This is a genomic window from Rossellomorea sp. NPDC071047, from assembly GCF_050270195.1.
In the GTDB taxonomy this organism is placed as follows: Bacteria; Bacillota; Bacilli; order Bacillales; family Bacillaceae_B; genus Rossellomorea.
This window is the reverse complement of record NZ_JBNNJT010000007.1, coordinates 57,066-81,544: the sequence shown is the minus strand read 5'-3', so window position 1 is coordinate 81,544 and position 24,479 is coordinate 57,066. Positions and strand designations below refer to the sequence as shown.

Genomic DNA, 24,479 nt, shown 5'->3' with positions numbered 1-24,479 from the left:
TACAAAGAAAAGGGGGAAATGCCATGGAAGAATTAGTTGGCAAGTTGGTAGGGATCCTTTGGTCTCCGGTCATGATTTACTTCTGTTTGGGTGTAGGATTATTATTTTCTATTTTAACGAAGTTTTTACAAGTCCGGTTGATTAAAGATATGGTGGTTCAAATGTTTAAGGGGGGGAGCTCCAAAGCAGGTGTGTCTTCATTCCAGGCCTTGGCGCTGTCGTTATCGGGACGTGTCGGGACGGGTAACATCGCCGGTACAGCAACGGCCATCGCTTTCGGTGGTCCAGGGGCGGTTTTCTGGATGTGGACGATTGCTTTTATCGGTGCAAGTAGTGCCTTCATCGAATCCACACTTGCTCAAATCTACAAAGTGAAGCAGGATGGGGAATACCGTGGAGGACCAGCCTACTATATTGAAAAAGGGATCGGTTGGAAATGGTATGCCGTTCTTTTCTCACTGGCTACATTGCTTGCGATGAGTATATTAATGCCTGGAATTCAGTCGAATTCCATTGCATTGGGACTTGGAAATGCATTTGGGCTTAGTACAACCGTAACTGGTATTGGTCTTGTCGTGTTAATCGGAGTCATCATTTTCGGTGGGGTCAAACGTATCGCTGGAGTAGCTTCTTACGTAGTCCCATTTATGGCGATTGCCTATATTCTTCTATCTCTTATCATTGTAGGAATGAATATCACTGAAATTCCGGCAGTTTTTGCTCTTATCTTCAAAAGTGCATTCGGCTTTGATTCAGCATTCGGTGGGATCATCGGGATGGCTGTATCTTGGGGAGTGAAACGAGGAATCTATTCCAACGAAGCAGGACAAGGTACAGGACCACATGCTGCAGCGGCAGCTGAAGTGTCCCACCCTGCTAAACAAGGGCTGGTTCAAGCGTTCTCCGTTTACATCGATACTCTTCTGGTTTGTTCGGCTACAGCATTCATGATCTTGTTTACTGGGTCCTTCAACACAGAAGCTCCTGATGGAACAATGCTTGCGAACAATTTAGAAGGTATTGAAGCTGGACCTGGTTATACACAGGCAGCGATTGAATCAGTCATCCCTGGATTCGGAGCATCATTCGTCGCGATCGCCTTATTCTTCTTTGCTTTTACAACTATTATGGCTTACTACTACATGGCGGAAACGAATGTTGCCTACCTATTGAGAGGTAAGAATTCAAAAGTGGCGATGACCATCTTAAAGTTTGTTCTGCTTGCTGCTACATTCTACGGAGCAGTGAGAGAAGCCGCTTTAGCATGGGCGTTAGGTGATATCGGTCTTGGAATCATGGTATGGCTGAACTTAATCGCCATCCTTATTCTGGCTAAACCTGCATTAAAAGCGCTCAAGGATTACGAAGAGCAGAAGAAACAAGGTCTTGATCCAGTCTTCAACTCTACAAAGCTCGGCATCAAAAATGCAGAATTCTGGGAGCAGGAATATAAAGTAGAAGACAAGGAAAATGCATCTTAACCCATAAAAAAAACCTGTTGCCTATATGGGCAGCAGGTTTTTTCGGTTAATACAGACCTTGTTGTTTAGAAGCAGGTCTTTCATTTTTCGAATAAAGCCGGTCACCGATAAACTTCTGAAACGCATACATTAGTAATGATTTAACAAAGAACAGAAGTGATAGCTGATACTGCCTTAAGCGGATTAGCTTCCACACACCGAGTTTTTTGAAAAGGGAGTAGAAAGGGTATGTAAAGAACGTATCGACAAGGAAATTGACCAATACATAAAGATAAATGTTTTTATAGGTGAATTTAAGAATCCAAACAGAACCGCTCAAAAAAACCCCAATCACAAAAGGCATAATGCCATTCACATTCGGGAAAAGCCTGGTAGTGATGGTCCACCATTTCACTCTTTCTGCGAAAACATTTTCTGAATAAACGAGGAATGACATAAACATAGAGGCAGGTAAATACTTTATTAAACTCTCTTTCCCTGCTAGTAAGAGGAATACCCAAGAAGAGAGCATCAGAAGAAGTATGTAAAGTTTATTTTTTCTATGACTCAAGGTGAATCCCTCCTAAAAAGATGACTAGATATCTTACCCTTAGAGTGGTTTAATGAAAATAGATTTATACGGATAATGGTAAGGGTGTATTCCGATAAGATTAGTAAACAATATCTTTGAGTTAGACATGTGAATTGATTATGATAAATAGAAGAAGTAAAACCTGATCTTAAACAGGAGGTGCTGTTTTAATGGACATATATGAACCGTATATACAGAATGACCGTCAAAGAAATCTCGTTGATTTAGCTGGTGAGCTTGCTGATGCGTTCTCTGAGAGAGGGGAAGCGTATGACAGGGAAGATGAATTTCCTTATGAAAATTTCAACGACCTGAAGAAAAAGGGATATGGAACATTATCTCTTCCTAAAGAGTACGGTGGGGAAGAAATCAGCTTATATGAACTGGTAATGGTTCAAGAAAGGCTTGCGACAGGTGATGCGGCAACGGCTTTGTCCATTGGCTGGCATCTCGGGGGATTGATGGAACTGACGGAAACCCGGACGTGGGATGAAGGAGTGTTCAAGGAACTTTGTGAGGAGATTGTCACAAATAGCGCTCTCATTAACCGGGCAGCATCCGAACCGGCAACGGGGAGTCCCACTCGTGGAGGACTTCCCGAAACCAAAGCAGTGAAAACCGAAGAGGGATGGAATTTAAACGGCAGGAAGTCCTTTACTTCTATGGCGAGAATTCTGGATTACTCTCTAGTATCAGCAACAATCGGTGACACCGAAGATAAGGGGTTCTTCTTGGTGAATCATGACTTGGAAGGAGTAAGCATTGAAGATACATGGGATACGATTTCCATGAAGGGGACGGGGAGTGATGATCTCGTTCTCACGGATGTTCATCTCCCATCTTATGCCCTGGTCGAACGTGATAGTGTAAATCCAAGTGGGAAAAATGATCTTCCTAAAGCATGGCTCCTGCACATACCTGCCTGCTATATAGGTGTTGCGATTGCTGCACGCAACTATGCCATCCAATTTGCGAAGGACTATTCACCAAACAGTCTGCCGGGACCGATCAAGGATGTTCCTGAAGTTCAACGGAAAATTGGTGAAATTGAATTAGAGCTATTCAAGGCTCGGCAAATTCTTTATTCGGTGGCAGATAAGTGGGTGAGGGAGCCTGAAAAACGGAAAGTCATGGCTTCGGAGCTTGCCTCTGTGAAACATGTTGTTACAAACAGTGCCTTTCACATCGTCGATACTGCCATGAGGATCGTTGGAGCAAGAAGTCTTTTCCGCTCGAATCCAATGCAACGTTATTACCGTGATGTCAGGGCCGGTCTCCACAATCCGCCCATGGATGATATGGTGATAGCAATGCTAGCGAATAATGCTTTAAAATAAGTTTTGAATAGAAAAGGTATAGACAGTAGTTTGTCTATACCTTTCTGAGTGTCTATGGGTGTAGCGTTTTCTCAAGGACGGTTTGGTGCTGGGCTTCTAACACATGTATTTCACTGAGCTCCTCTAATAGGTCGTGAATGGATAGTAATTCGTAAAGCATGACCGTCTCACAGGAAAAGTGATGCTTCATGGACTGAAAGGGTTTCGTATGAAGGCCCTCATGATCTTCCCAAAATTCCTCGAGTAAGTCTTTCATTAAGGTGAAATGCTGTTCAGGTATGTGAAACGAGGGATGATGCATGATCCCTTTCAACGATTGAGTCGCATGTAAAATACGATCTTTCTCTTCTTCACTGAATGAATACTGAACAGGTAAGTATATTAAGTTGCCAATATGAAAAAGGATCTGCCTTAAAAGGTTAAGTTTTTTATACTCATAATGGAAATAACGTAATTCTTCACGACTGGAGCGGTGAAGCTTCCATTCTTCCTTTTGATATTCGCAAAGGGTGTCCGTCGATTCTATGTCTCTTAAAATATCATTGAAGATCAACTTTGTATCACGGTGAAGAGAGTGATTCTGAAGAACTTCAGAGCCTCTTTTTTCTAATAGATTGCCCGTTTTGAAATAGAGATTATGAATCTTGGTCGTAATCGTTTTCGAGTATTTTGGTGGAAGGATCCACAAGTTCACTAATGTTGATACAATCAGCCCGATGGTGGTCGTGCCCAGGCGAATGAAAAAGGTAGCTACGTAGTGATCGTGTATGGTGGGGATCATGGCAATCCCTGTTAATGTAGCGACCAGGATGCCTGCCCCTAAATGGAGCTTGTGGCAAGTAATGATTGTAAGCAGCGCGACCAGCGCATATGTAATGGGGTGATCCCCGAACGAGGAAGCAATGATCACCGCAAATAGTGCTCCTATCGCCGAAGCGGGGAAGCGAATGAATGCTTTCTTGATTGAATTGGCGGCTGTAGGCTCAATGGTGACTATGGCTGTGATGACGGCAAAGGTCGCTGGCCAATTTAAAAGCCCACACACAAGAGCCGTTAAAAAAACGGCAATACCGGTTTTGGCTATTCTGCCTCCGACAAATTGAAATTTTTTCAGAAACTCCATAATTTAACCCTCTTTTACAAATTGCTGTCGCCTTCATTATAAAGTAAGAAAAACCCAATTGAAATGAATGGACAAAAAAAGAACTGTTCCGGGAACAGTTCTTTTTTATATGATAACTCATCTTAGAGGTAAAGGTCGTAATATGATCTTGATTGATTTAGGCATCTTGTGTTCACTCTGAGCCTCTTTTAAATACTTGAACATTTGTTTGCCTGCAACAGAGTTGGCGGAATGAATCGTGATGCGTTCTGCAAATAGCTGCTTTTCTACCATATAGTGTACGAGCATTAATCCATTACGGGTCTTGCTTTCCAAGTCATGATCCAATGAAAGATGAGCGATAGAAAAATTCAGAAGCAGGTCAATACATTCATCGATGTCTTTCGCGAGAATGTACCCTTGAGGACAGTGGCGATAATCGTCTAAAAATACATTTACTGTCATATTAATTCTTCTTTCGTCATTTGACTTAATTTAAGCCTAACAGACATTGACAAATACTTATATAGGTAAATAGTATGATAATTACAAATATAATTGTAATTTTTTTGTTGTATTATGGGGGTTAATCTTTATGGAATTGCTAGGTGATAGAAGGAAATGACTATTTTCTGCAAAGGGGGTTTTCCACCTTGTATCTATAAATTACTCCTAAAAGTAAAAAAATTACGTTTTGATGATAAATTATATTGCTTTTAAAAGTAAAATGTATTACCTTATAAAGTAAGGAGGGGATATTTACCATGAAAGAGAATTTAAGGTTGAATGTTTCATTACTTCGGCGGCGTGTACCCAATTTAACATCAGCTGCCAAAACAGTAGGGTTAAGACCTGCAACGGTATCCAATCTATGTACTGGTAAAATTTCTGTAGGTCGTGCCGAAGTGAAAACGATTGTAACACTAGCGAATCTGGCCAACTGCACGCTGGATGAATTAATTATTCAAGGAGGGAAACTAACTATGATTGAAACGGGAATCAAAACGCTCGATTTGTTTGCCCCGATTGTCCAAGGCGGAACGAATGGATTCGTGGCGAGAGCACAGGTTGGTCAATTTGTTGTTTTAGCAGAAATGACGAAAGTGCTAAAAGAAAAAGGATATCAATCAATCTTGTTGACGCCGGATAAAACCTATCCTGGATTGAGTGATCTTGAAGGGTTTGTTGATGCGAAATGCCACTCGATTGATGAAGCCTTTGCAGAAGTCAGCCTAATAGAGGATAAAGACAGAATTCTCCTGTATGTTGACCGATCCTATATTGTGTCAGGTGAATTATATGAATTGAGAGAACGATTCGAAGGAGAGAGCTATCCGGAAATCACTACTGTATTGTTTGATCCCACCGGTGAAGCAGTGGATGAAGACGACCCGTTCGGTCCACTTGATACGCTATGTTACTTCGATATTGATCTCTCTACCCGGGGGATGTACCCAGCCATCCACCCGGTGCAGTCTACATCGATTTTACTTGAAGATGATGCCCTGGACTCAAGCCACACAACTATCCACAAGAAAGCGAAGAAGCTGCTAAGACGCTACAAAGAAATTCGCGTCCTCATGAATACAATCGGTAAAGATAAAATACCTGAAGCGGATCTCAATCTATTTCAGATAGGTGAGAGGCTGGAAGCCTACTTGAGCCAGCCATTCTACGTGGCAGAAGAATTCACCAAAATAAAAGGGCAAACCGTAGGAATCCAACAGACCATCCAAGACATTCAACAAATACTCCAAGGACAATACAACCACCTTGAACCAAAAGATCTCACCTACAAAGGGAAACTGAATTAGAATCTCACTTAAGGGACGGACCTCGACAGCAATGCTCGAGGTCCGTCCCTCTTCCTGTTACTTTTTTCTTAATTTTATGAGAGATGAAAGAGGAATTACGAGAATTTTGTCGTATGTGTAAAGTAATGATTCTATTTAATGGGAGACAATTCGATGATTATCGAGAAATTATTATTACATGTATTGATTATATTGGCTCCTGTTCTCATTCAAACTTCACTCCTTGAAAACCACAGGCTTGGAAAATCACCTGTTTTCATCGGTGTATTACATGGGATTGCCGCGTTTATGTGTTTAATATTCGCTTATGAAAGTTTCGGATTGTATTGGGATTTCCGATACATTCCATTGGTTCTTTCAATGCTATATGGAGGAAGAAAAGCAGGGATCATTGTTCTTGTATTTATTATAACCGCACGGATCATCAACGGTGGGGATGCCATCATTTTCGGATTTGTAAGTGCGTTTCTTGCAGGAACCCTTCCGTTCCTGATTTCAAATCGATTCTGGACATTTCCACCAAAGAAACGTGTAACATTTGCCGTATTACTTGGATTTTGGCCAGCGCTAGTGATGCTTGGGATTCTACTTTCATTCGCATTCATTGCGGGAGTTCCTGTTTCGGGTAATAAAGAAATGGGGATCTACGTCTTGATATTCGGGGGCATCCAGGTGTTGGGGGTCGGTGTAGCTGCACAACTCAATGAGTGGATGATTGAAAAGCGTTTGCTTCGTGAAGAGATCCTGAAATCTGAAAAACTTAATACACTGGGAGAGCTTGCTGCTTCCATTGCTCATGAAGTGCGAAATCCTCTAACCGTCGTCAAGGGATTCCTTCAATTAATGAAGAAGCAAGTAACAGGGACTCATGAGGAATATTTGAAAATCGTATTAAGTGAGTTAGGGAGGGCAGAGGAAATCATTAATGATTATTTGAACTTTGCCAAGCCTGAGTTCGAAAAGATAGAGAAAATCAATGTAAAGGAGGTGCTCTCGGATGTCACGGTCCTCCTGAATGCGTATGCCCTCAAAGAGGGAGTATACCTTGAAGTGGACCTCCAAGAAGATGGATTTCTTTTAACAGATCGAAATAAGTTGAAGCAAGCCTTCGTCAATATTATCAAGAATGCCATTGAAGCGACCCCCCCTCAAGGAAAAGTAAGCGTGAATTTAGAAGTCACCCATACACAAGCCATCGTCACGGTAGAAGACACAGGCAAAGGGATGACCAAAGATGAAATCGCCCGACTTGGGACATTGTTTTTTACAACAAAGGTCCAAGGTACTGGATTAGGTACTTCAGTGTCCTTGCGCATCATTGAAGCCATGGGTGGTCATGTCCATTATTCAAGTATTGTTAATAAAGGAACAGTCGTTACAATCGATCTTCCGTTGAATAATGATAAGATTGCAAAATTTGATTCCAATCTATCCAATACATATATGAACAACCAAAACGCTTAGGAATCACTAAGTGTTTTTTTATGGACAACAAGACAAAATAAATAGTCAATCAACTCCATTTCCCGTACATACGTTCCATGATAGGATAGAAGATATGAATAATAAATCCAAGCGTACAGGCGACAATCACTGTTCCGATGCCAACCGCTCCATGAAACACCATGGCTAACGTAATGGCAATCGCCTCGTTCAATAAACGGGAATTTCGTAAATTTAAGCCGAACCGTCTATGGATCGCCACCATAAATGTATCCATGGGGCTTGAAGGAAGCTTGGCTTGAAGATAAATGGAGATTCCAATACCGAGTAGCAATATACCTGTCAGCACAAGGGACAACTGTTGAACAAACCCGGCCGGTTCAAGTGCTCCAAGACCGATCGTGATCCAATAATCAACCATCATCCCGATGACGAAGATGGAGAGGGCAGCTAACCATTGGATAGGCTCCTTTAATAACAAAGCGTTTATACAGATGAGAATACATCCATTGATGAAGATGCATGTCCCGATTGAAAGGTTGAACAAAGTAGATTCACCAACGGCCAGTGCATCCCAGGGGGCCGCCCCCAAATCACCTTTAATAATAAGAGAAACACCTAATGATAGTGCGAGTAATCCTATACAATAAAAAATGAATCTTGCCTTCATTCCCCGAATCCTCCGTTCGAAAAGCTTGTCTAATATATATGTTCACTAAAAAGAATTAGAATGATAATTTGTGTGGGAAAGAAAGAGGTGAGAAGGCACATGAGGAAAACGGTCAAGATTTCAATCAGGGAATTAGTAGAGTTCGTTTATAAAGAAGGAAGCATAGATGTCAGGTTTCAAGCCCGCTCTTCCATGGCCATCGGAACAAAGCTTCATCAAAAACTACAGAAAGAATACAAAGAAGGTGATGAGAAAGAAGTCTTCCTAAAAGGAGAGAGATTGGTGGAGAATATTGTCTATCAACTGGAAGGCCGCTGTGATGGGCTCCATTATGAAAACGGGGAAGTAATCGTAGAAGAGATTAAATCAACGGCAAGGCCAGTAGCACACATCGAAGAAGGTGCCAGGGTCCATTGGGCTCAAGGTGAATGCTACGCTTACTTATTGGCAAAAGAAAAGAAACTGAAGGATATTGGGGTGCAGCTCACGTACATAGAGGTAGAATCTGAAAAAACGAAGTCTTTCAACCGTACTTATTCAATGGAAGAGCTCGAACACATCGTTGATGAGACCCTGGTTGCGTATACTCCATTTGCTTCACTTTTACTCACCAATCAGGAAAACCGGATAAGGAGTATTCCCGACATGGAATTTCCTTATCCAACTTTTCGAAAAGGGCAGAAAAAGCTTGCCGGTGCCGTTTATAAGACGGTCTCCGAAGCCAGGTCTTTGTATGCGAATGCCCCGACGGGAACAGGGAAAACCATTTCAACCTTATTTCCTGCGATCAAAGCGATGGATGGAAAATGGTTTTATGTGACGGCCAAGACGATTACCCGTACTGTCGCAGAGGAGGCACTGCTTCTTTTAGAACGGGAAGGATTGTCACACAGGACTATTACCATTACGGCAAAAGACAAAATTTGCTTTCAGGAAGAAACGATTTGTCAGAAAGAATATTGTGAATTTGCGAATGGCTATTATGATCGAATTAACACTGCGCTCATTGATATTTTAACGCACGAAACCATCATCACCCGCCCAATTGTTGAAACATACGCCAGGAAGCACCGGGTATGCCCGTTTGAATTTTCAATCGACCTTTCTTACTTAGTAGACGGTGTCATCTGTGATTATAACTACATCTTCGACCCGAAGGTTTCATTAAAAAGAATGAGTGATGAAGGGAAGAATAAGACGACTCTCCTCATTGATGAAGCACATAATCTTGTTGGCAGGGGACGGGAAATGTATTCAGCCACCCTGAGAAAGTCCGATTTTTTAGAAGTAAAAAGAATGTATCCGGAGCATATGACCCTGAAGCAAAGTTCTGTCGCGGTTAATAAGCAATTCCTCCGTTTGAAAAAAGAATATGTAGCCGATGTGCGTAATGAGATGGATGCAGAATTAGTTAATGAGGTGCAAAGCTTTATTGAGATAGCAGAAAAACACTTGGGAGAAGCGGAAATGGATTGGTCTGAGGAATTTCTTCAATTATACTTTGATGCATTAAATTTTGTGAGGATTTCCAACCTCTTTTCTGATGAACATCGCTTTGTTATCAATCAAACACCTAAAGATGTAGAAGTGAAACTATTTTGCATTGATCCTTCAAAGCTTATTAATCAAATAACGAGGTCGTTTCGATCATCAGTTTTCTTCTCGGCTACGCTTCACCCCTTTTCGTACTATTTTCAGCAACTGGGTGGGGGCGAGGAGGATTATCGTTTTCTGATTCCTTCGCCATTTGAAAAAGAACAATGGCAAGTGGGGATCCATCCAATCTCGACCCGTTTTAAGGATAGAGAAAGAACCCTCTCCACGATTACACGTTCCATTACAGAAGCGTTTAATGAGAATAAAGGGAATTATCTGGTCTTCTTTTCATCGTACGCTTATATGCGGGAAGCCTTCGAGGAAATGAATAAGGATGCAATGGATGCAGAATTCATCATCCAGGAGCCAAATATGAAAGAAGTAGACAGAGAAAAGTTTTTAAACGAGTATCAAAGCGACAGAGACCGTCCGGTTATTGGATTTGCCGTATTGGGAGGCATCTTTTCAGAGGGTATTGATTTGAAAGGAGATCGATTAAAAGGTGTATTCGTTGTAGGAGTAGGGCTTCCTCAGCCAAGCAGGGATCATGAAATCATAAAGAACTATTTTAACAAACTGGGATTAAATGGGTTTGACTATGCTTATGTCTACCCGGGATTAAATAAAGTATTTCAATCCGGAGGGAGACTCATCCGTTCAGAGGAGGATACGGGAGTCCTAAGGCTGATCGACGATCGTTATCTGTCACCGAAATATCAGTCATTACTGCTGGAAGAATGGAAGGATTATCGAATTTTCACATGAGAAAAGACCGCTGATATAGCGGTCTTTTTTTGTGAATTAGTTAAAGGAAGGATCCTTTAGTAAGCGATCGAATTCTTCTAGGTGATGGGTTTCATCTGCAATCATGTCATCGAGCTTGATGCTAAGCTCGACAAGACCCAACTCCTCAGCTTGCTCTTTACGTACTTTATAACGCTCGATTGTATCAGCTTCAGCTTTACGGCCTTCCTCTAGCATTTCCTTCACATTATCTGTTTGTTTCACTGCAGCTGGAGTTGTCGTCGGATCTCCGCCCAATGTTTTAATTTTCTCAGCTAAGTATAGAGCGTGACCTTGTTCATCCGGGATTTCCTCTTCGAAGAAAGGCTTTAAGATTTGACGATATAAGCCGCTCACGACAGCAGCGTAGTTTGTGTAAAGTATAACTGCAGCATATTCATTTGCTAAATCTTCATTTAATCCATCAATCAGTTCTTTTAATTTTGCTTCATCCATTTGAATACCACCCTTTAATTATTGTTATATAAAATATTTACCCGGCATAGTGAAAATTAAACATGCTGAAAGGAATCGAATGCCCTTCAAATATTTTGCCTTGAAATGGGGATTCTAATTCTATAAAAGTCAGAGGAGGGATGAGAATGTCTAAACAGGGAAAGAAGAGTATGGACCAAACATCTGAACAGTTGGCAAAGCAAAAGGCTAAAAATGATGTAGAATTCGGATCTGATATTCAGGTGGGGAATTCAAAAGGTCAAAGTCAGAAAAAAAGTGGCAAACAAGTAAATAAAAAATAAATGACGAATATCTTTTTCCCCGAAAGAAAAACCTATATGTAGAACCAGGAGGTGTAAAGGCATGAGAATTGGTGTTGAACAATCCTTACAAAACGTCGTGCAAGCCTTACGTGAAAAGGGGCATGACGTCGTTGAATTAAAACAGGAAACAGATGCAAACGGCTGTGACTGCTGCGTAGTGACAGGGATGGATTCCAATGTAATGGGGATTCAAAATGTAGCTACTCAAGGATCCGTGATTGAAGCAAGTGGGCTAAGTGCTGATGAAGTATGTCAGCAAGTTGAGAGCAGATTACAATAGTAGAAAAAAGAACAGTCTCTGATGGCTGTTCTTTTCAGTAATAAGAAGGGTAAGTGCACGATTTTTGGCTCATTCGAGTGAAACGTCCGTTTCACTCGCCTTTCAGCAAAGCTGAAAGGTCGCTTGATAGGAAAGAACCCCCTGCCCAAATGCATTTGGGCAGGGGGTTCTTTCCTATCAAGCAGAAATGAGCCAAAAATCAACATGTACAAAGTCCGTTACCCAATCTGTGCAAGCGGCTGGTTTCTCAAGTGCTCCCTCAGTAGGTCTGGTGCTGTGATAAACAACAACCCATTTCCTTCCAAAGTTTTTGGGAATCCGAGTGGAACGGTGCGTTTAATGAGTTGTGCATACACTTCGGTTTCTGAAAGTTTACGGTCAAAAGATACTTGCTCGAATTCTTTGATTAGGGCTAATGCTCCTGAAACGTGTGGAGCAGACATGGAGGTACCGCTGAGCTTAGCGTATTTTTCTCCAGGAATGGTAGATAAAATTTGTTCTCCCGGTGCCACCAAATCGACTTCATTATTGGAATTCGTAAAGTAAGAAGATTTTCTTTGAAGGTCGATGGCTCCTACAGAAATCACTTCATTGTAACAAGCGGGAAAAGAAAACTCATCGGTGCTGCTATTGGAGTCACCTTCGTTACCTGCTGCACAAACAACTGATATATTTGCATCCACCGCTTTTTGAATCGCTTCATGCAGAGGCTTGTGGTCAGTGGGGCCTCCCAATGACATGGAGATGATGTCCACCTTTTGTTCGATGGCATACAGAATTCCGTTCACAATCCATTCGTATTTGCCACTCCCACGGCTGCCTGCCAGTACTTTAATAACCAGTAAATCGGCAAGTGGCGCAACCCCGATAACCCCATCACCATTTTCACTTGCAGCAATCGTACCCGCCACATGGGTACCGTGTCCGCTATAATCAGTAACGTTATCTTCGGCACCGTTATCATCGTCGGTGAAATTGCGGAATCCCTTTACTTTCCCTGCCAGATCAGGATGGTTCATATCGCAGCCTGTATCGAGGACAGCGATTGTCGTCCCTTTTCCTTTGAATCCATTCTTCCACATACTAGGAGATTGGATTAAATCAACGCCTTTAGGAATTTCATTTGCATCAACAATCATTTCGTCCATGAAATATGGAATTAACCTAATTTCACCTTGCATATCAATCCCTCCTAAAATGGTACTGCATAATAAAAAAATCTGAAGTTTCTGAAAATATAACATTTTTTGGACAAAATGAAAAGGGATAATAGTAATAGGAAAATAAAACCAATCATATTTTCGCCTATTTAAGCATAGGGGAGGGGATTTGGTATATTCCACAGGTAGTATTCAATGGAAGAATGGGTGAGAACCTCCGGGGGAGGGATCAAAGTGTCGATCTTCATGTTGAAAATTTAAACAAACGTTTGAATGAGAGGAAGAACCATTGAGTAGACAAGGTTTTCAGAGGTTAAACAAACGTTTGGATAAAAAGTGAAGTTCTGGTTTTTTCATCATGTCACCCAGACTATCAACATAAAATGTTTTGAAGGAAGGTGAACCAATGATGAATTATTATCAATATGGGAATCCCGGTTATTCCTATTATCGGAACGCTCCAAACATGGCCTTCGCTCAAATACAGGGAGGTCCATTAGCACCAGGATTGCAGGGATATGTTTTTTTTCGGGAAGTGCAAAATGGAGTTGAAGTATATGCAGAGATAACCGGTTTACCATCATATAAGGAAGGAAAAGGGGGGCAAAATCCGATCGGTCCCCATGGATTTCACTTACATGAAAAGGGGGTCTGTGAAGTAGGAGATCCAAAGGAACCTTTCTCTTCTGCCGGGGGACATTGGAACCCCACCGATCAGCCCCATGGTAATCATGCGGGTGATTTTCCTGTATTATTCTCAAATGACGGATACGCTAAAATGTCGTTTTTTACGAATAAATTCAAAGTGAAAGACGTCATAGGCAAAGGGGTCATCATCCATCAAAGCCCGGATGACTACAGATCACAGCCCTCAGGAGATGCGGGGAAAAGGCTCGCATGCGGAATTGTTATGGGGTATGGGGTCTAATGAAAAAAGGGTCGACCTTATAGACAGGTCAACCCTTTTTATATTCTTAGAATAGGCCCAATACATCAAGCATTACAATTGCGATCAGCAACGGAGCCACAAAACGGATCAGGAAGAACCAGGCTTCGAATAATCCCCTCTTCAATCCACTTCCATGCTTCAATTCTTCGTATAATGCTGTTTTCTTCATTTTCATAGGTACGAACAATGCAATAAGCAATGCTCCAATCGGAAGCAGCACATTGCTGACAGCGAAATCAGCCAAGTCAAAAATGGTCTTACCGAATAGAGTGATATCCCCAAGTATCCCAAATGATAATGCCGATGGAATACCAAAAACAAAGATGGCAAGTCCGATGATCCAGGACCATTTCTTGCGCTTTTCAGGTTCTCCTTTTGAAATGACCGAAACAATGATTTCGAGCATGGAGAACGCGGATGTTAATGCAGCGAACAAGAACAGGACAAGGAATGCAATAAAGAAGAACATCCCAAAAGGAAGTTGACTGAACACGGTCGGTAAAACATTAAACAGTAATACCGGACCCGCCCCAGGTTCTAAATCAAAGGCAAAGACTGCCGGGAAAATGGCCAAGCCTGCTAACAGTACGATGAAGATATTCATAGCTACAATGGATATGGCTGATCTTGGCAGGCTCTGTGTTTTCGGCAGGTAGGAACTATACGTCACCATCACCGATACACCCACACTCAGTGTGAAGAACGACTGTCCCATCGCTTCTAATATCGTTTGTGATGTCACCTTAGAAAAATCAGGTTGCAACAGGAATGTGATTCCATCCATTGCATTATCAAGGGTTACTGCACGAACGACCAATAGAAAAAATAAAATAAATAATGCCGGCATCATGATTTTACTTGCAAGTTCAATCCCTTTTTGAACTCCTTTAGAAACCACGATGATAGTCATTAAGATGAAAAGGAATTGAACAAACACACTTGTTACAGGGTTTGATATCGTTGCACCAAATACTTCTGCGTATTGATCTGAGGAAAGGTTGTTCAATTGACCCGTAATGGCTTTAAATAAATAAACAACAATCCATCCCCCGATCACGCTGTAGAAAGAAAGTAAGATAAAGGATGTGATCATCCCAAGAATCCCGACCCAGTGCCATCGCGTGCCGGGGGCGATTTTTCGATACGAATCAACGGCATTGCTCCCGGCTGTCCGCCCGATGGAGAATTCAGCCAGTAATAATGGAAGTCCGAGTAATAAAGTAAATAGAATAAAGATCAGGAAGAATGCTCCACCTCCATTTTGACCAGCGATATAAGGGAATTTCCATATTGCCCCCAATCCAATCGCAGACCCTGCTGCCGCTAATATAAACCCAATCTTTGATGACCATTGTTCGCGTTGACTCATTCTCATTCTCCTTTCTGTTTTCTGATTATTATTGACGTGTGGGATAGGTGCCAAACAACATAAAAAAATCGCCCCTACATATCGTAGGGACGATTTGGATATCGCGGTACCACCCTAGTTATGAGAAAACGTTTCTCATCACTCTTCACACATAACGGCCTTAACCGTCTTTTGATCTCGTCAAAAGAAGCTCCGGAATCGAAATTCACCAATCATCTTTGTACCGATTCACACCAACCACCGGCTCTCTTTAACAGGGAAATGCTCGCTACTTGTTTCCATCAAAGCTTATTCAATATTAGGTTATACAATTTTTATCATGAATTAAAACAACTTGTCAATCTATTTCGAAAAAAGTAGTGAGAATTGTCTGGAATTGCTGGTGGTAATTGGGGTTGTCGTTAAGTTGGGTGTATCAGGTACAGATGCTTCTAAATGTACCAGATACAAAAAGGTCAAATTGTACCAGGTACAACAAAACCGCACCTCCATTGAGTTCCCCTTTCTTCTCAAGTAAAATAAAGAAAAAACGATATGAAAAGGTGTTTTAAATGAAATCATATATTGTTGTCGGGGCTGGAATTCTTGGTGCTTCCACGGCGTATCATCTTGCTAAGGCAGGGGCGCACGTGACAGTAGTGGACCGTAGAGACCCTGGACAAGCAACCGATGCCGCAGCCGGGATTGTCTGTCCGTGGCTTTCCCAACGTCGGAATAAAGTGTGGTATCGACTTGCCAAAGGTGGGGCGAAGTATTATCCGGGCATCATTCAGCAGCTGGAAGCAGACGGGGAAACAGAAACCGGTTATAAGCGTGTAGGGGCGATCAGCCTTCATACCGATGAAAATAAACTTCGAAAAATGGTGGAGAGAGCGGAAAAACGCAGGGTGAATGCACCCGAAATCGGTGAACTCACTATTCTTACCGCTGAGGAAACACGTCAACGATTTCCGCTTTTATCTGAAGAGTATCAAGCTGTTCATGTTAGTGGGGCTGCACGAGTTGATGGAAGAGCGATGCGCCAGGCGCTTATTAATGGAGCTGTAAAGAACGGGGCTATAGTCCGTCATGGAGAGGCCAAACTTTTGAAAGAACATAACAGGATCACAGGCGTCACGATAGGAGAAGAAAAGCTTGAAGCAGATGAAGTGATTGTCACAGCAGGTGTTTGGGCGAAGGCACTTTTTGAACCGCTGGGAATAAACTTTTTAGTATCCTCACAAAAAGCGCAAATTCTTCATTTAGAGGTAAAGGGAGAAGAAACGAGTGAGTGGCCAGTCGTCATGCCACCAAATGACCAATACCTTCTTGCTTTTCCTGAGGGAAGGGTCGTAGCGGGAGCCACACATGAAAATGATATGGGGTTCGACCGTAGGGTGACAGCAGGTGGTGTACATGAAGTCCTTCACAAAGCTATGGAAGTGGCACCTGGCATCCATGACAGTACAGTGATAGAAACAAGGGTGGGTTTTCGCCCATTCACTCCCGGTTTCCTCCCCGTTTTCGGAGCGATGCCCGGACTTCCCGGGGTGCTGGTGGCGAATGGGCTTGGAGCATCCGGACTGACGGTCGGCCCGTATCTTGGTTCTGAGCTTGCGAAGCTTGCGCTCGGAGTACCTACTGAACTGGACCCTGCCGACTACGATGTAGCAGGGGCCATCCGAGTAGAGGAAGAAAAAAACACCAGCTCATTTCCCTCTATCTTCTAAGCGTAATGACCCTTATAATAAAGGGAGCGATTTTTAGTATATAAAGAAAAGGTGTTTACAATATGAGTTTATTATCAGTTCAACATTTGACTCACGGTTTCGGTGACCGTGCGATTTTTAATGACGTTTCTTTCCGTCTGTTAAAGGGTGAGCACATCGGCTTGATCGGTGCCAATGGAGAAGGAAAGTCTACCTTTATGAATATCATTACAGGTAAGCTTGAGCCCGATGAAGGAAAAGTGGAGTGGGCGAAGCGGATCCGTATCGGTTACTTAGATCAGCATGCGAAGCTTAAGCAGGGAATGACAATCCGGGATGTGTTGAAGACAGCCTTTCAATATCTGTTTGATATGGAAACAGAAATGAATGAGTTATTTGCAAAAATGGGAGAGGCAACACCAGAAGAGCTGGAAGGATTGCTGGAAGAAACCGGGACTCTTCAAGACGCCCTTACGAATAATGATTTTTATATCATTGACGCAAAGGTAGAAGAAATCGGGCGAGGTCTGGGGTTAGATGATATTGGCTTGGATAAGGATGTTCACGATTTAAGTGGAGGACAGAGAACGAAAGTCTTACTGGCTAAGCTTCTACTTGAAAAACCTGAAATTCTATTACTCGATGAGCCGACCAACTATCTCGATGAACAACATATCAATTGGTTGAGACGTTACCTTCAGGAATATGAAAATGCGTTTATCCTCATCTCACATGATATTCCATTCTTAAATAGTGTCATTAATCTTATTTATCATATGGAAAATCAAGAGCTGAATCGTTATGCGGGAGATTATCATGAATTCAAACGCGTCCATGAAATGAAGAAGCAGCAGCTTGAGTCAGCATTCAAGAGACAGCAGCAGGAAATTTCCGAATTGAAGGATTTCGTTGCCCGTAATAAAGCGCGAGTATCCACTCGAAACATGGCGATGTCCCGTCAGAAGAAGCTGGATAAGATGGATATGATTGAATTGGCTGCCGAAAAGCCTAAGCCTGAGTTTCATTTCAAACAGGCAAGAACCGCCGGCAGGGTCATTTTTGAAACGAAGGATCTTGTGATCGGTTATGATGAACCATTGTCCAAACCACTCAATCTTAAGATGGAACGCGGTCAGAAGATTGCTCTATCTGGAGCCAACGGTATCGGGAAGACGACTCTACTACGAAGTATATTGGGGGAAATCAAACCTATCTCAGGTACAGTGGAGCTGGGAGACTATCTCCATATCGGTTATTTTGAACAGGAGATCAAAACAAAAAATAATAATACATGTATTGAAGAGGTGTGGAATGAGTTCCCGTCCTTCAATCAAGCGGAAGTGCGTGCTGCCCTTGCGAAATGCGGTCTGACGACAAAGCATATCGAAAGTAAGGTAGAAGTGCTGAGCGGTGGAGAAAAAGCGAAGGTCCGCCTATGTAAATTGATGAACAAAGAATCGAATGTCCTCGTATTTGACGAACCGACCAACCACTTGGACGTTGAGGCAAAAGAAGAATTGAAGCGGGCCCTTAAAGAATACAAAGGCACCGTCCTCTTAATCAGTCACGAACCTGAATTCTATCAGGATGTGGCGACAGAAGTATGGAACTGTGAAAACTGGACAACGAAATTATTTTAAATATAATAGCCGGTTCCCACACAAATACAGAGTGGGAACCGGCTTTTTGCGCGTATTAATCTACTAAAACAGACTCAAGTGATGAATACCCATTATCCTCCAGACGTAAATCATCAAAACTATGCTTCATATGAAGATCGATCAGTTCCAGCAGGGTTTGCTGATCTTTGTTTTCAATCGCCTTCACCATTTCTTCATGTTCGCGGAAACGGACGTTCTCACCCGGTTCCACATGATAAAACACATCAAATAAAAATAGATAGACGTTAGACTGAGTAAGCATTTCATCCATATATCGTATCAGGAATTTATTCCCGCTGACCTCTGCGAGAAATAAATGAAACTGTTTATTGAGCTCGACATATTTTTGCAGATCCTTTTGTTTATAGGTTTCCTGTTCATTCTCCAGAAACTCATAAAGCTTCGACATATGCGACTTTTTCACCTTTGGGAGACCATATTTAACAGTAAGGAATTCTAATTCCTTCCTTAATTCAAAGAAAGATATAATTTCTTCTTTTGTAGGATGTACGACAAATGCACCTCGATTCGGAATGATCTGAACCAGCCCTTCAGCTTCCAGTCGTTTCAAGGCATGTCGGATGGGAGTTCTGCTCACATCCATCTTCAGAGAGATGATTTGTTCCACAAGCTGGGTTCCCGGAGCGATCTTCCTGGAAAGTAAGGCATCCTTCAGTTGCCCATACACTCTAAACTCTGCGGTTTGTCTCTTTTTCACGTTCATCATCCATTCAGGTCTATTATTTCATAATGTCTATCATATACGAAAAAAAGGCTGATCCACAATCAAGTGTCTCCGAATTTCTAAAATGACACCTGACCGGATCAGCCTTTTAAGCGAATGATTTTAAATTCTGTCCCCAAATTTCGTTCATAAGAAAAATGTAAATCCACATGTAAGCATTTACTTAAAAAAGTTTTATTATGGATTTTTTCTGACTTTTTTTCAACGGATGTTGGGGAGAAAAAATCGTTGACTTTTTTACATAACCTCATTAATATTTAAATAGGTTAAATATTAATGGCATGAATAGAAATGGAGGACAAGATGGACCCGAAGCATATCCAGCATTCTTATATAGATCGTTTGTTCAATGCATTTCAAATCTCGAACAGACATATTCAACAAGATCTGACTTCATCATTGAAAGAAATGAATTTAACAGGTCCCCAGTTTTATATTCTTTATCTCCTATCAGCATCAGAAGGTACAAAATCGACGGAGCTTGCAGATAGGTTGGACGTAAAGCCCAGTGCGATTACGGTCATGATCGACCGATTACTCAAAAATGACTTTGTCACCCGGGAAAGGGATGAAAAGGACCGACGCATCGTAAAACTGGATCTAACAGCAGCCGGGCGTGAGGTTTTTGAGAAGGCGAAAGCCAAAAGAAGAGAAATATTTTCCCGCTATCTGGCTTTTCTTGATGAAGAAGATGTCAATCAACTTGTCATGATATATGAAAAGCTCGCTTCAGCCGTGGAAAAGAATTCAACAGAAGAATAAGGAGAGAAACATATTATGTCGATACAACCAGGGATCAATAAACGCTTAGTGCTGACCGGCTTGATCATTGGGATGTTCTTTAGTGCCCTTGAACAAACCGTAGTAGGGACAGCAATGCCAACAATCATTGCTGAATTGAACGGTTTTTCCATTTTTGCGTGGGTGACCACGGCTTATCTGATTACTTCTACTACCGTTACTCCGATTGTCGGGAAGTTATCGGATTTATATGGAAGGAGATTATTGTATTTAATCGGAGTCATCATTTTCATCATTGGATCAGGACTGTGTGCAACGGCCACTTCCATGGAACAGCTTGTGTTATATCGCGGTCTTCAAGGGATTGGCGGGGGAATGATCATGCCTCTATCCCAAACGATCATCGGGGATATCTTCACGGCTGAGCAGCGTGCAAAATGGCAGGGCGTGTTCGGAGCACTATTCGGCTTAAGCTCCGTTATCGGTCCATTTATTGGAGGCTTTATTGTTGATACAATCAGCTGGCACTGGATTTTCTTGATTAACGTACCATTTGGTTTATTATCTGCGCTTCTATTGTTCATCGGTTTGAAGTATGAAAACGTTGGACGCCCGACCGATAAGGTGAGCATAGATTATTTAGGGATCATTACCTTGATTCCGGCGTTAGTGCTTTTACTGATAGGGTTGAATTTCGGAGGAGACAAATTCGAGTGGACGTCAGGAACAAGCTTTCTGATTTTTGGTGGTTCCATCGTGTTACTACTTCTATTTGGTTTCATCGAAAACAAAGCAAAAGAACCGATCCTGGATCTAAGCCTGTTTAAGAACAGAGTGTTTGCGACGACGAATGCGTTAGGTTTCCTGCTTGGTCTAGGAATGTTCGGAGCGATTATGTTCGTCCCGATGTTCATGCAGGGGATTCTCGGAGTTACACCAACCCAGGCAGGTTCTACGATGACTCCAATGATGATCGCGATGATCATGGCAAGTATCATCGGAGGCAGATTATTACTGAAACTGAAATACCGTACCGTCCTTACGGCAGGTATGCTCACTACTGTAGTCGGCTTTTTCTTGATGAGTACGATGGGTCCGGATTCTAAAGAATATACAGCATACTTTTTTATGGTGGTCATGGGATTCGGGATGGGTCTGGTGATGCCGACACTTATGATTGCTGTTCAAAATGAATTCCCTAAGTCCCGATTGGGGGCTGTGACATCATCGGCAACCTTCTTCCGTTCGATCGGTGGTACGATTGGGATTACAGTATTGAACGCCGTTATGAATCAATCACTTCAAGAGAATATGAAGGAAGTGACGGCACAGCAGGATAATCCAGCTGCAAGTCAAATCCTTGCAGGGTTAAGTGAGAAAACAGATGCCCTGTTCGGCCTGCTTGTAACACCAGGTTTACTAGATGTTCCGAAAGAGGTAGGCAGCATCGTGATTGCTTCCATTGAAACAGCATGGTCTGATGCCTTCACAACTGTATTCTTAACTGGTTTAATCTTTATCGCGATAGGCGTGGGAGTAGCCCTGTCAGTCGGAAATGGAAGAATCAAACGAGATAAAGAGTTGCAGGAAGAAGCGATCAAAGAGGAGACAACGCTTAAACCGGCTACTGAATAATAAGAAAAGCTTGCTTTGAATTTCAAAGCAAGCTTTTTATTAGTTGGTTTTACGGACTTCATACAAATGAAACTTTAATCCAAACGGATCAGATATCATTTCACTTTTCGCGTGATAGACGTGATCTACCTTACAGCCGCTGTCCAGAAGCTTTTGCTTGCTTCTTTCAAAATCATCCACAGCAAATTCGAAATGGACGGTGTTATGATCACTATCTTCAATGAAGAAATTCCGACCATTCATCGAGAACTTTGTTTCCTTTGATCCCTGCTCTTCAACCTTCATTCCAATGATATTTGTGTAAAATTGAATCGCCTCATGATAATGCTTCACTCCAACTGCAACATTATTAGTGAGTTGAAAGGATGAACGATGATTATGCTTCAGTCTAGGGACGAAATCTTCTGATGGGGCCGGTAATAAATCCAGTAAGGAATAAATGACACAATATTCATCTCCGGGCCCGAAGTAAGCTGAGCTACAATGATAAATGATCCCTTCTTCATTTTTCTTGAAAGTGGATACCCCTGGCATGGAGGTTTTCTCGTTTTTAAACCCGAGATCTTGTGAAAAATGGTTTTCCTTCGATGATACAAGTGGAAAGGACCACCCTTTTGAAGCTGCAAAGTCTTCTTGAACGGCCGGATCGTCTGGAGAGGATAGAACAAATTCACAACGGCTTAACAAATGATGATACACCCCATTAAAACCATCCCCCCACATGGAACAATAACGGCAATTCCTCCCCATATTATGAATGATAATAAGTTCATCCTTGTCTTTGAAAAGTTCCTCTAGTGTAACGGTTTTTTGATCAGTTGTTAAAAAGAGGTAGTTTTCAACCTTTTGCGGTGTTTGTTGTCTGCGTAGCTGTGCCAGCTGCTTTTTCTTTTCCATGATTTCCAGCTCTAAAGCCTGGATCTGTCTTGTTCCTGCGTTTGTGGTCATATTATAGCCTCCTTGTTATATGTAAGATTTCTCTATTGGTATGGGATGTCCTTCTTTAGGAGTGAACCACTGGAGTATATTTAGTTGGTTTATTTAAATTGGGTACAAATAACGGCGAACTTTTGATTTTAACGGCGAAACGGATTCTCAAACCCCTTTATGCCCGACTCCAATAAAGATACCTGTTCACAAGCTCGCTTCTCACCTATCCTTAACCGAATTTTCTTTGAAGGAATTTTCTGAAAATATATTGACAATATTCAGCAGAAACGTTATCTTTTGAGTAGATAAATATAACACATAATTATATAAACGAATTAATAACGTTATATAAATATATTTTTATATAGTGACAGGAGGCCGATACGTTGATTTTGCATGAGATTGAAACTGCCAGTCGATCGCAAATGGAACGCCTTCAACTAGAGAAATTACAACATATTGCTGCTTACGTGTATGAACGAGTCCCTTTTTACCGGCAACAATTTGACAAGAGAGGTCTGAAGCCACAGGATATAAAGTCTTTGTCAAACCTAAAAATGTTACCGCTTACAAAAAAGGGGGATTTACGAGATCATTACCCTTTTGGCCTGTTCGCGGTCAAGCGTGAAGAAATGGTAAGGGTCCATGCATCTTCCGGAACAAGTGGAAAGCCAACGGTTGTAGGGTATACCCAAAACGATATCAACATGTGGGGAGAAATTGTGGCCCGGGCCATTGCCATGTCAGGTGGAAAACCGGGGGATGTCCTGCATAATGCATACGGATACGGACTGTTTACAGGAGGTTTGGGACTTCATTATGGAAGTGAGAAGCTTGGAATGATCACAGTACCGGTATCAGGTGGAAACATGTCCAGACAAATCACTTTGCTGGAAGACTTTCAGCCGACGGTCATATGCGGCACACCGTCCTATGTACTCAATTTGGCAGAAACAATGGAAGCACTAGGGAAGGATCCGGCTTCACTATCCTTACAATATGGAATATTCGGGGCAGAGCCCTGGTCGAATGCGATGAGAGAAACGTTGGAGAATAAGCTCGATATTAAAGCGTGTGACATTTATGGCTTAAGTGAAGTCATCGGCCCGGGGGTTGCCATGGAATGCCACGAAGCTCAGGATGGCCTTCATATTGCAGAGGATCATTTCCTGGTTGAGGTCATAAACCCTGATACATTAGAGCCTTTACCAGAAGGTCAAGTCGGTGAGCTTGTGTTTACAAGTTTAACGAAGGAAGCCTTTCCGATCATTCGTTATAGAACCGGTGATATTGCTTCGATTACACACGGTAGATGCTCGTGTGGAAGAACGACGGTGAAGATGTCACGTGTTAAGGGAAGAGTGGATGACATGCTCATCATCAGGGGAGTGAACGTGTTTCCATCAGAAATGGAACACTTCCTGCTTCAGATAAGTGAGCTTGCCCCACATTATCAGGTTCACTTAAAGAAAAAAGGGGCACTCGATTTGGTGGAATTGCAGGTTGAGGTCACGGATGAATGCTACCAAGGAATGTCTCAAGACATAAAGCATGAAGGAATCAATCAACTGGAAGCAAAAGTGAAAAGCCTCATGAAAGATCGTTGCTATGTTTCCATGGATGTGAAAATCAGGGGACCGAAAGAAATCCCCCGTTCAGAAGGGAAAGCCATCCGGATTGTGGATCTTAGAGGAGAGGCCATGTTTCAATAAATTTTTTTGAGAAAAATAGTTATCACACAATAT

General features: G+C 42.1%; 22 protein-coding genes and 1 other annotated feature. Of the genes, 13 read left to right on the top strand and 9 right to left on the bottom strand.

Features of this window, described 5'->3' with window-relative positions:
• Positions 1–23: 23 nt before the first annotated feature.
• On the top strand, positions 24–1,481 hold the full coding sequence (locus tag ACQKFO_RS20740; protein ID WP_427600674.1) for an alanine/glycine:cation symporter family protein: 1,458 nt from the start codon (positions 24–26) through the stop codon (positions 1,479–1,481).
• Positions 1,482–1,527: 46 nt separating this feature from the next.
• On the opposite strand, the gene ACQKFO_RS20735 is transcribed toward ACQKFO_RS20740, so the two are convergent.
• A complete protein-coding gene (locus tag ACQKFO_RS20735) occupies positions 1,528–2,031 on the bottom strand; it encodes a hypothetical protein (RefSeq protein ID WP_427600673.1) in 504 nt (167 codons plus the stop codon).
• Positions 2,032–2,222: 191 nt separating this feature from the next.
• Here ACQKFO_RS20735 and ACQKFO_RS20730 point away from each other — a divergent pair, with 191 nt between their 5' ends.
• Complete coding sequence (locus ACQKFO_RS20730) at positions 2,223–3,389, top strand: acyl-CoA dehydrogenase family protein (RefSeq protein ID WP_427600672.1); 1,167 nt, start codon at positions 2,223–2,225, stop codon at positions 3,387–3,389.
• Positions 3,390–3,441: 52 nt separating this feature from the next.
• Here the strand turns inward: ACQKFO_RS20730 and ACQKFO_RS20725 are convergent, their stop codons facing one another.
• Together ACQKFO_RS20725 and ACQKFO_RS20720 are read right to left on the bottom strand one after the other, a co-directional pair.
• Entirely contained in the window at positions 3,442–4,512 is a 1,071-nt protein-coding gene (locus ACQKFO_RS20725) for an aromatic acid exporter family protein (protein WP_427600671.1), read from the bottom strand.
• A gap of 117 nt (positions 4,513–4,629) precedes the next feature.
• On the bottom strand, positions 4,630–4,956 hold the full coding sequence (locus ACQKFO_RS20720) for a cyclic-phosphate processing receiver domain-containing protein (protein WP_341357296.1): 327 nt from the start codon (positions 4,954–4,956) through the stop codon (positions 4,630–4,632).
• Between the two features lie 299 nt (positions 4,957–5,255).
• On the opposite strand from ACQKFO_RS20720, the gene ACQKFO_RS20715 reads away from it, so the two are divergent.
• Positions 5,256–6,305 carry a hypothetical protein gene (locus ACQKFO_RS20715; protein WP_427600670.1) on the top strand — a complete coding sequence of 350 codons (1,050 nt, stop codon included), beginning with the start codon at positions 5,256–5,258 and terminating at the stop codon, positions 6,303–6,305.
• A gap of 207 nt (positions 6,306–6,512) precedes the next feature.
• Positions 6,513–7,769 carry an ATP-binding protein gene (locus ACQKFO_RS20710; RefSeq protein ID WP_427600786.1) on the top strand — a complete coding sequence of 419 codons (1,257 nt, stop codon included), beginning with the start codon at positions 6,513–6,515 and terminating at the stop codon, positions 7,767–7,769.
• A 49-nt stretch (positions 7,770–7,818) separates the two neighbouring features.
• Here the strand turns inward: ACQKFO_RS20710 and ACQKFO_RS20705 are convergent, their stop codons facing one another.
• Complete coding sequence (locus ACQKFO_RS20705) at positions 7,819–8,418, bottom strand: YczE/YyaS/YitT family protein (protein ID WP_427600669.1); 600 nt, start codon at positions 8,416–8,418, stop codon at positions 7,819–7,821.
• A gap of 99 nt (positions 8,419–8,517) precedes the next feature.
• On the opposite strand from ACQKFO_RS20705, the gene ACQKFO_RS20700 reads away from it, so the two are divergent.
• The gene (locus tag ACQKFO_RS20700; RefSeq protein ID WP_427600668.1) at positions 8,518–10,779 is read left to right on the top strand and encodes a helicase C-terminal domain-containing protein; all 2,262 of its coding nucleotides are present in this window, start codon (positions 8,518–8,520) and stop codon (positions 10,777–10,779) included.
• A 36-nt stretch (positions 10,780–10,815) separates the two neighbouring features.
• Here ACQKFO_RS20700 and ACQKFO_RS20695 read toward each other — a convergent pair whose 3' ends face one another.
• Complete coding sequence (locus tag ACQKFO_RS20695; RefSeq protein WP_427600667.1) at positions 10,816–11,253, bottom strand: ferritin-like domain-containing protein; 438 nt, start codon at positions 11,251–11,253, stop codon at positions 10,816–10,818.
• A 146-nt stretch (positions 11,254–11,399) separates the two neighbouring features.
• Between ACQKFO_RS20695 and ACQKFO_RS20690 the strand changes: the two genes are divergently transcribed.
• Positions 11,400–11,555, top strand: a complete 156-nt coding sequence (locus tag ACQKFO_RS20690; protein ID WP_187443187.1) for a hypothetical protein — start codon at positions 11,400–11,402, stop codon at positions 11,553–11,555.
• A 61-nt stretch (positions 11,556–11,616) separates the two neighbouring features.
• Complete coding sequence (locus ACQKFO_RS20685; protein ID WP_113968558.1) at positions 11,617–11,856, top strand: YkuS family protein; 240 nt, start codon at positions 11,617–11,619, stop codon at positions 11,854–11,856.
• 218 nt (positions 11,857–12,074) lie between these two features.
• On the opposite strand, the gene ACQKFO_RS20680 is transcribed toward ACQKFO_RS20685, so the two are convergent.
• A complete protein-coding gene (locus ACQKFO_RS20680) occupies positions 12,075–13,037 on the bottom strand; it encodes a S8 family peptidase (protein ID WP_427600666.1) in 963 nt (320 codons plus the stop codon).
• Positions 13,038–13,425: 388 nt separating this feature from the next.
• Here ACQKFO_RS20680 and ACQKFO_RS20675 point away from each other — a divergent pair, with 388 nt between their 5' ends.
• Complete coding sequence (locus tag ACQKFO_RS20675; protein WP_427600784.1) at positions 13,426–13,944, top strand: superoxide dismutase family protein; 519 nt, start codon at positions 13,426–13,428, stop codon at positions 13,942–13,944.
• 46 nt (positions 13,945–13,990) lie between these two features.
• Here the strand turns inward: ACQKFO_RS20675 and ACQKFO_RS20670 are convergent, their stop codons facing one another.
• Positions 13,991–15,334, bottom strand: a complete 1,344-nt coding sequence (locus tag ACQKFO_RS20670) for a sodium-dependent transporter (protein WP_427600665.1) — start codon at positions 15,332–15,334, stop codon at positions 13,991–13,993.
• An 82-nt stretch (positions 15,335–15,416) separates the two neighbouring features.
• Positions 15,417–15,628: a binding site (T-box leader), on the bottom strand.
• A gap of 257 nt (positions 15,629–15,885) precedes the next feature.
• On the opposite strand from ACQKFO_RS20670, the gene ACQKFO_RS20665 reads away from it, so the two are divergent.
• Positions 15,886–17,043, top strand: coding sequence for an NAD(P)/FAD-dependent oxidoreductase (locus ACQKFO_RS20665; RefSeq protein ID WP_427600664.1), 1,158 nt, complete (start codon positions 15,886–15,888; stop codon positions 17,041–17,043).
• Positions 17,044–17,105: 62 nt separating this feature from the next.
• Positions 17,106–18,662: an ABC-F family ATP-binding cassette domain-containing protein gene (locus ACQKFO_RS20660; RefSeq protein ID WP_427600663.1), complete on the top strand. Its 1,557-nt coding sequence runs from the start codon at positions 17,106–17,108 to the stop codon at positions 18,660–18,662.
• 55 nt (positions 18,663–18,717) lie between these two features.
• Here ACQKFO_RS20660 and ACQKFO_RS20655 read toward each other — a convergent pair whose 3' ends face one another.
• Positions 18,718–19,401, bottom strand: a complete 684-nt coding sequence (locus ACQKFO_RS20655) for a GntR family transcriptional regulator (protein WP_427600662.1) — start codon at positions 19,399–19,401, stop codon at positions 18,718–18,720.
• 330 nt (positions 19,402–19,731) lie between these two features.
• Here ACQKFO_RS20655 and ACQKFO_RS20650 point away from each other — a divergent pair, with 330 nt between their 5' ends.
• Together ACQKFO_RS20650 and ACQKFO_RS20645 are read left to right on the top strand one after the other, a co-directional pair.
• The gene (locus ACQKFO_RS20650) at positions 19,732–20,190 is read left to right on the top strand and encodes a MarR family winged helix-turn-helix transcriptional regulator (RefSeq protein ID WP_427600661.1); all 459 of its coding nucleotides are present in this window, start codon (positions 19,732–19,734) and stop codon (positions 20,188–20,190) included.
• A 15-nt stretch (positions 20,191–20,205) separates the two neighbouring features.
• Positions 20,206–21,804: an MDR family MFS transporter gene (locus ACQKFO_RS20645; protein WP_148995061.1), complete on the top strand. Its 1,599-nt coding sequence runs from the start codon at positions 20,206–20,208 to the stop codon at positions 21,802–21,804.
• 39 nt (positions 21,805–21,843) lie between these two features.
• Here ACQKFO_RS20645 and ACQKFO_RS20640 read toward each other — a convergent pair whose 3' ends face one another.
• Positions 21,844–22,752, bottom strand: coding sequence for a DUF899 family protein (locus ACQKFO_RS20640; RefSeq protein WP_427600660.1), 909 nt, complete (start codon positions 22,750–22,752; stop codon positions 21,844–21,846).
• Positions 22,753–23,120: 368 nt separating this feature from the next.
• On the opposite strand from ACQKFO_RS20640, the gene ACQKFO_RS20635 reads away from it, so the two are divergent.
• The gene (locus ACQKFO_RS20635) at positions 23,121–24,446 is read left to right on the top strand and encodes a phenylacetate--CoA ligase family protein (protein ID WP_427600659.1); all 1,326 of its coding nucleotides are present in this window, start codon (positions 23,121–23,123) and stop codon (positions 24,444–24,446) included.
• Positions 24,447–24,479: the final 33 nt, after the last annotated feature.

Coding starts and splice junctions, on each gene's coding strand:
- ACQKFO_RS20730 (WP_427600672.1), top strand. CDS start 2,223: ATGGACATATATGAACCGTATATACAGAATGACCGTCAAAGAAATCTC.
- ACQKFO_RS20660 (WP_427600663.1), top strand. CDS start 17,106: ATGAGTTTATTATCAGTTCAACATTTGACTCACGGTTTCGGTGACCGT.
- ACQKFO_RS20740 (WP_427600674.1), top strand. CDS start 24: ATGGAAGAATTAGTTGGCAAGTTGGTAGGGATCCTTTGGTCTCCGGTC.
- ACQKFO_RS20725 (WP_427600671.1), bottom strand. CDS start 4,512: ATGGAGTTTCTGAAAAAATTTCAATTTGTCGGAGGCAGAATAGCCAAA.
- ACQKFO_RS20665 (WP_427600664.1), top strand. CDS start 15,886: ATGAAATCATATATTGTTGTCGGGGCTGGAATTCTTGGTGCTTCCACG.
- ACQKFO_RS20680 (WP_427600666.1), bottom strand. CDS start 13,037: ATGCAAGGTGAAATTAGGTTAATTCCATATTTCATGGACGAAATGATT.
- ACQKFO_RS20640 (WP_427600660.1), bottom strand. CDS start 22,752: ATGACCACAAACGCAGGAACAAGACAGATCCAGGCTTTAGAGCTGGAA.
- ACQKFO_RS20720 (WP_341357296.1), bottom strand. CDS start 4,956: ATGACAGTAAATGTATTTTTAGACGATTATCGCCACTGTCCTCAAGGG.
- ACQKFO_RS20695 (WP_427600667.1), bottom strand. CDS start 11,253: ATGGATGAAGCAAAATTAAAAGAACTGATTGATGGATTAAATGAAGAT.
- ACQKFO_RS20705 (WP_427600669.1), bottom strand. CDS start 8,418: ATGAAGGCAAGATTCATTTTTTATTGTATAGGATTACTCGCACTATCA.
- ACQKFO_RS20690 (WP_187443187.1), top strand. CDS start 11,400: ATGTCTAAACAGGGAAAGAAGAGTATGGACCAAACATCTGAACAGTTG.
- ACQKFO_RS20715 (WP_427600670.1), top strand. CDS start 5,256: ATGAAAGAGAATTTAAGGTTGAATGTTTCATTACTTCGGCGGCGTGTA.
- ACQKFO_RS20685 (WP_113968558.1), top strand. CDS start 11,617: ATGAGAATTGGTGTTGAACAATCCTTACAAAACGTCGTGCAAGCCTTA.
- ACQKFO_RS20645 (WP_148995061.1), top strand. CDS start 20,206: ATGTCGATACAACCAGGGATCAATAAACGCTTAGTGCTGACCGGCTTG.
- ACQKFO_RS20700 (WP_427600668.1), top strand. CDS start 8,518: ATGAGGAAAACGGTCAAGATTTCAATCAGGGAATTAGTAGAGTTCGTT.
- ACQKFO_RS20650 (WP_427600661.1), top strand. CDS start 19,732: ATGGACCCGAAGCATATCCAGCATTCTTATATAGATCGTTTGTTCAAT.
- ACQKFO_RS20675 (WP_427600784.1), top strand. CDS start 13,426: ATGAATTATTATCAATATGGGAATCCCGGTTATTCCTATTATCGGAAC.
- ACQKFO_RS20670 (WP_427600665.1), bottom strand. CDS start 15,334: ATGAGTCAACGCGAACAATGGTCATCAAAGATTGGGTTTATATTAGCG.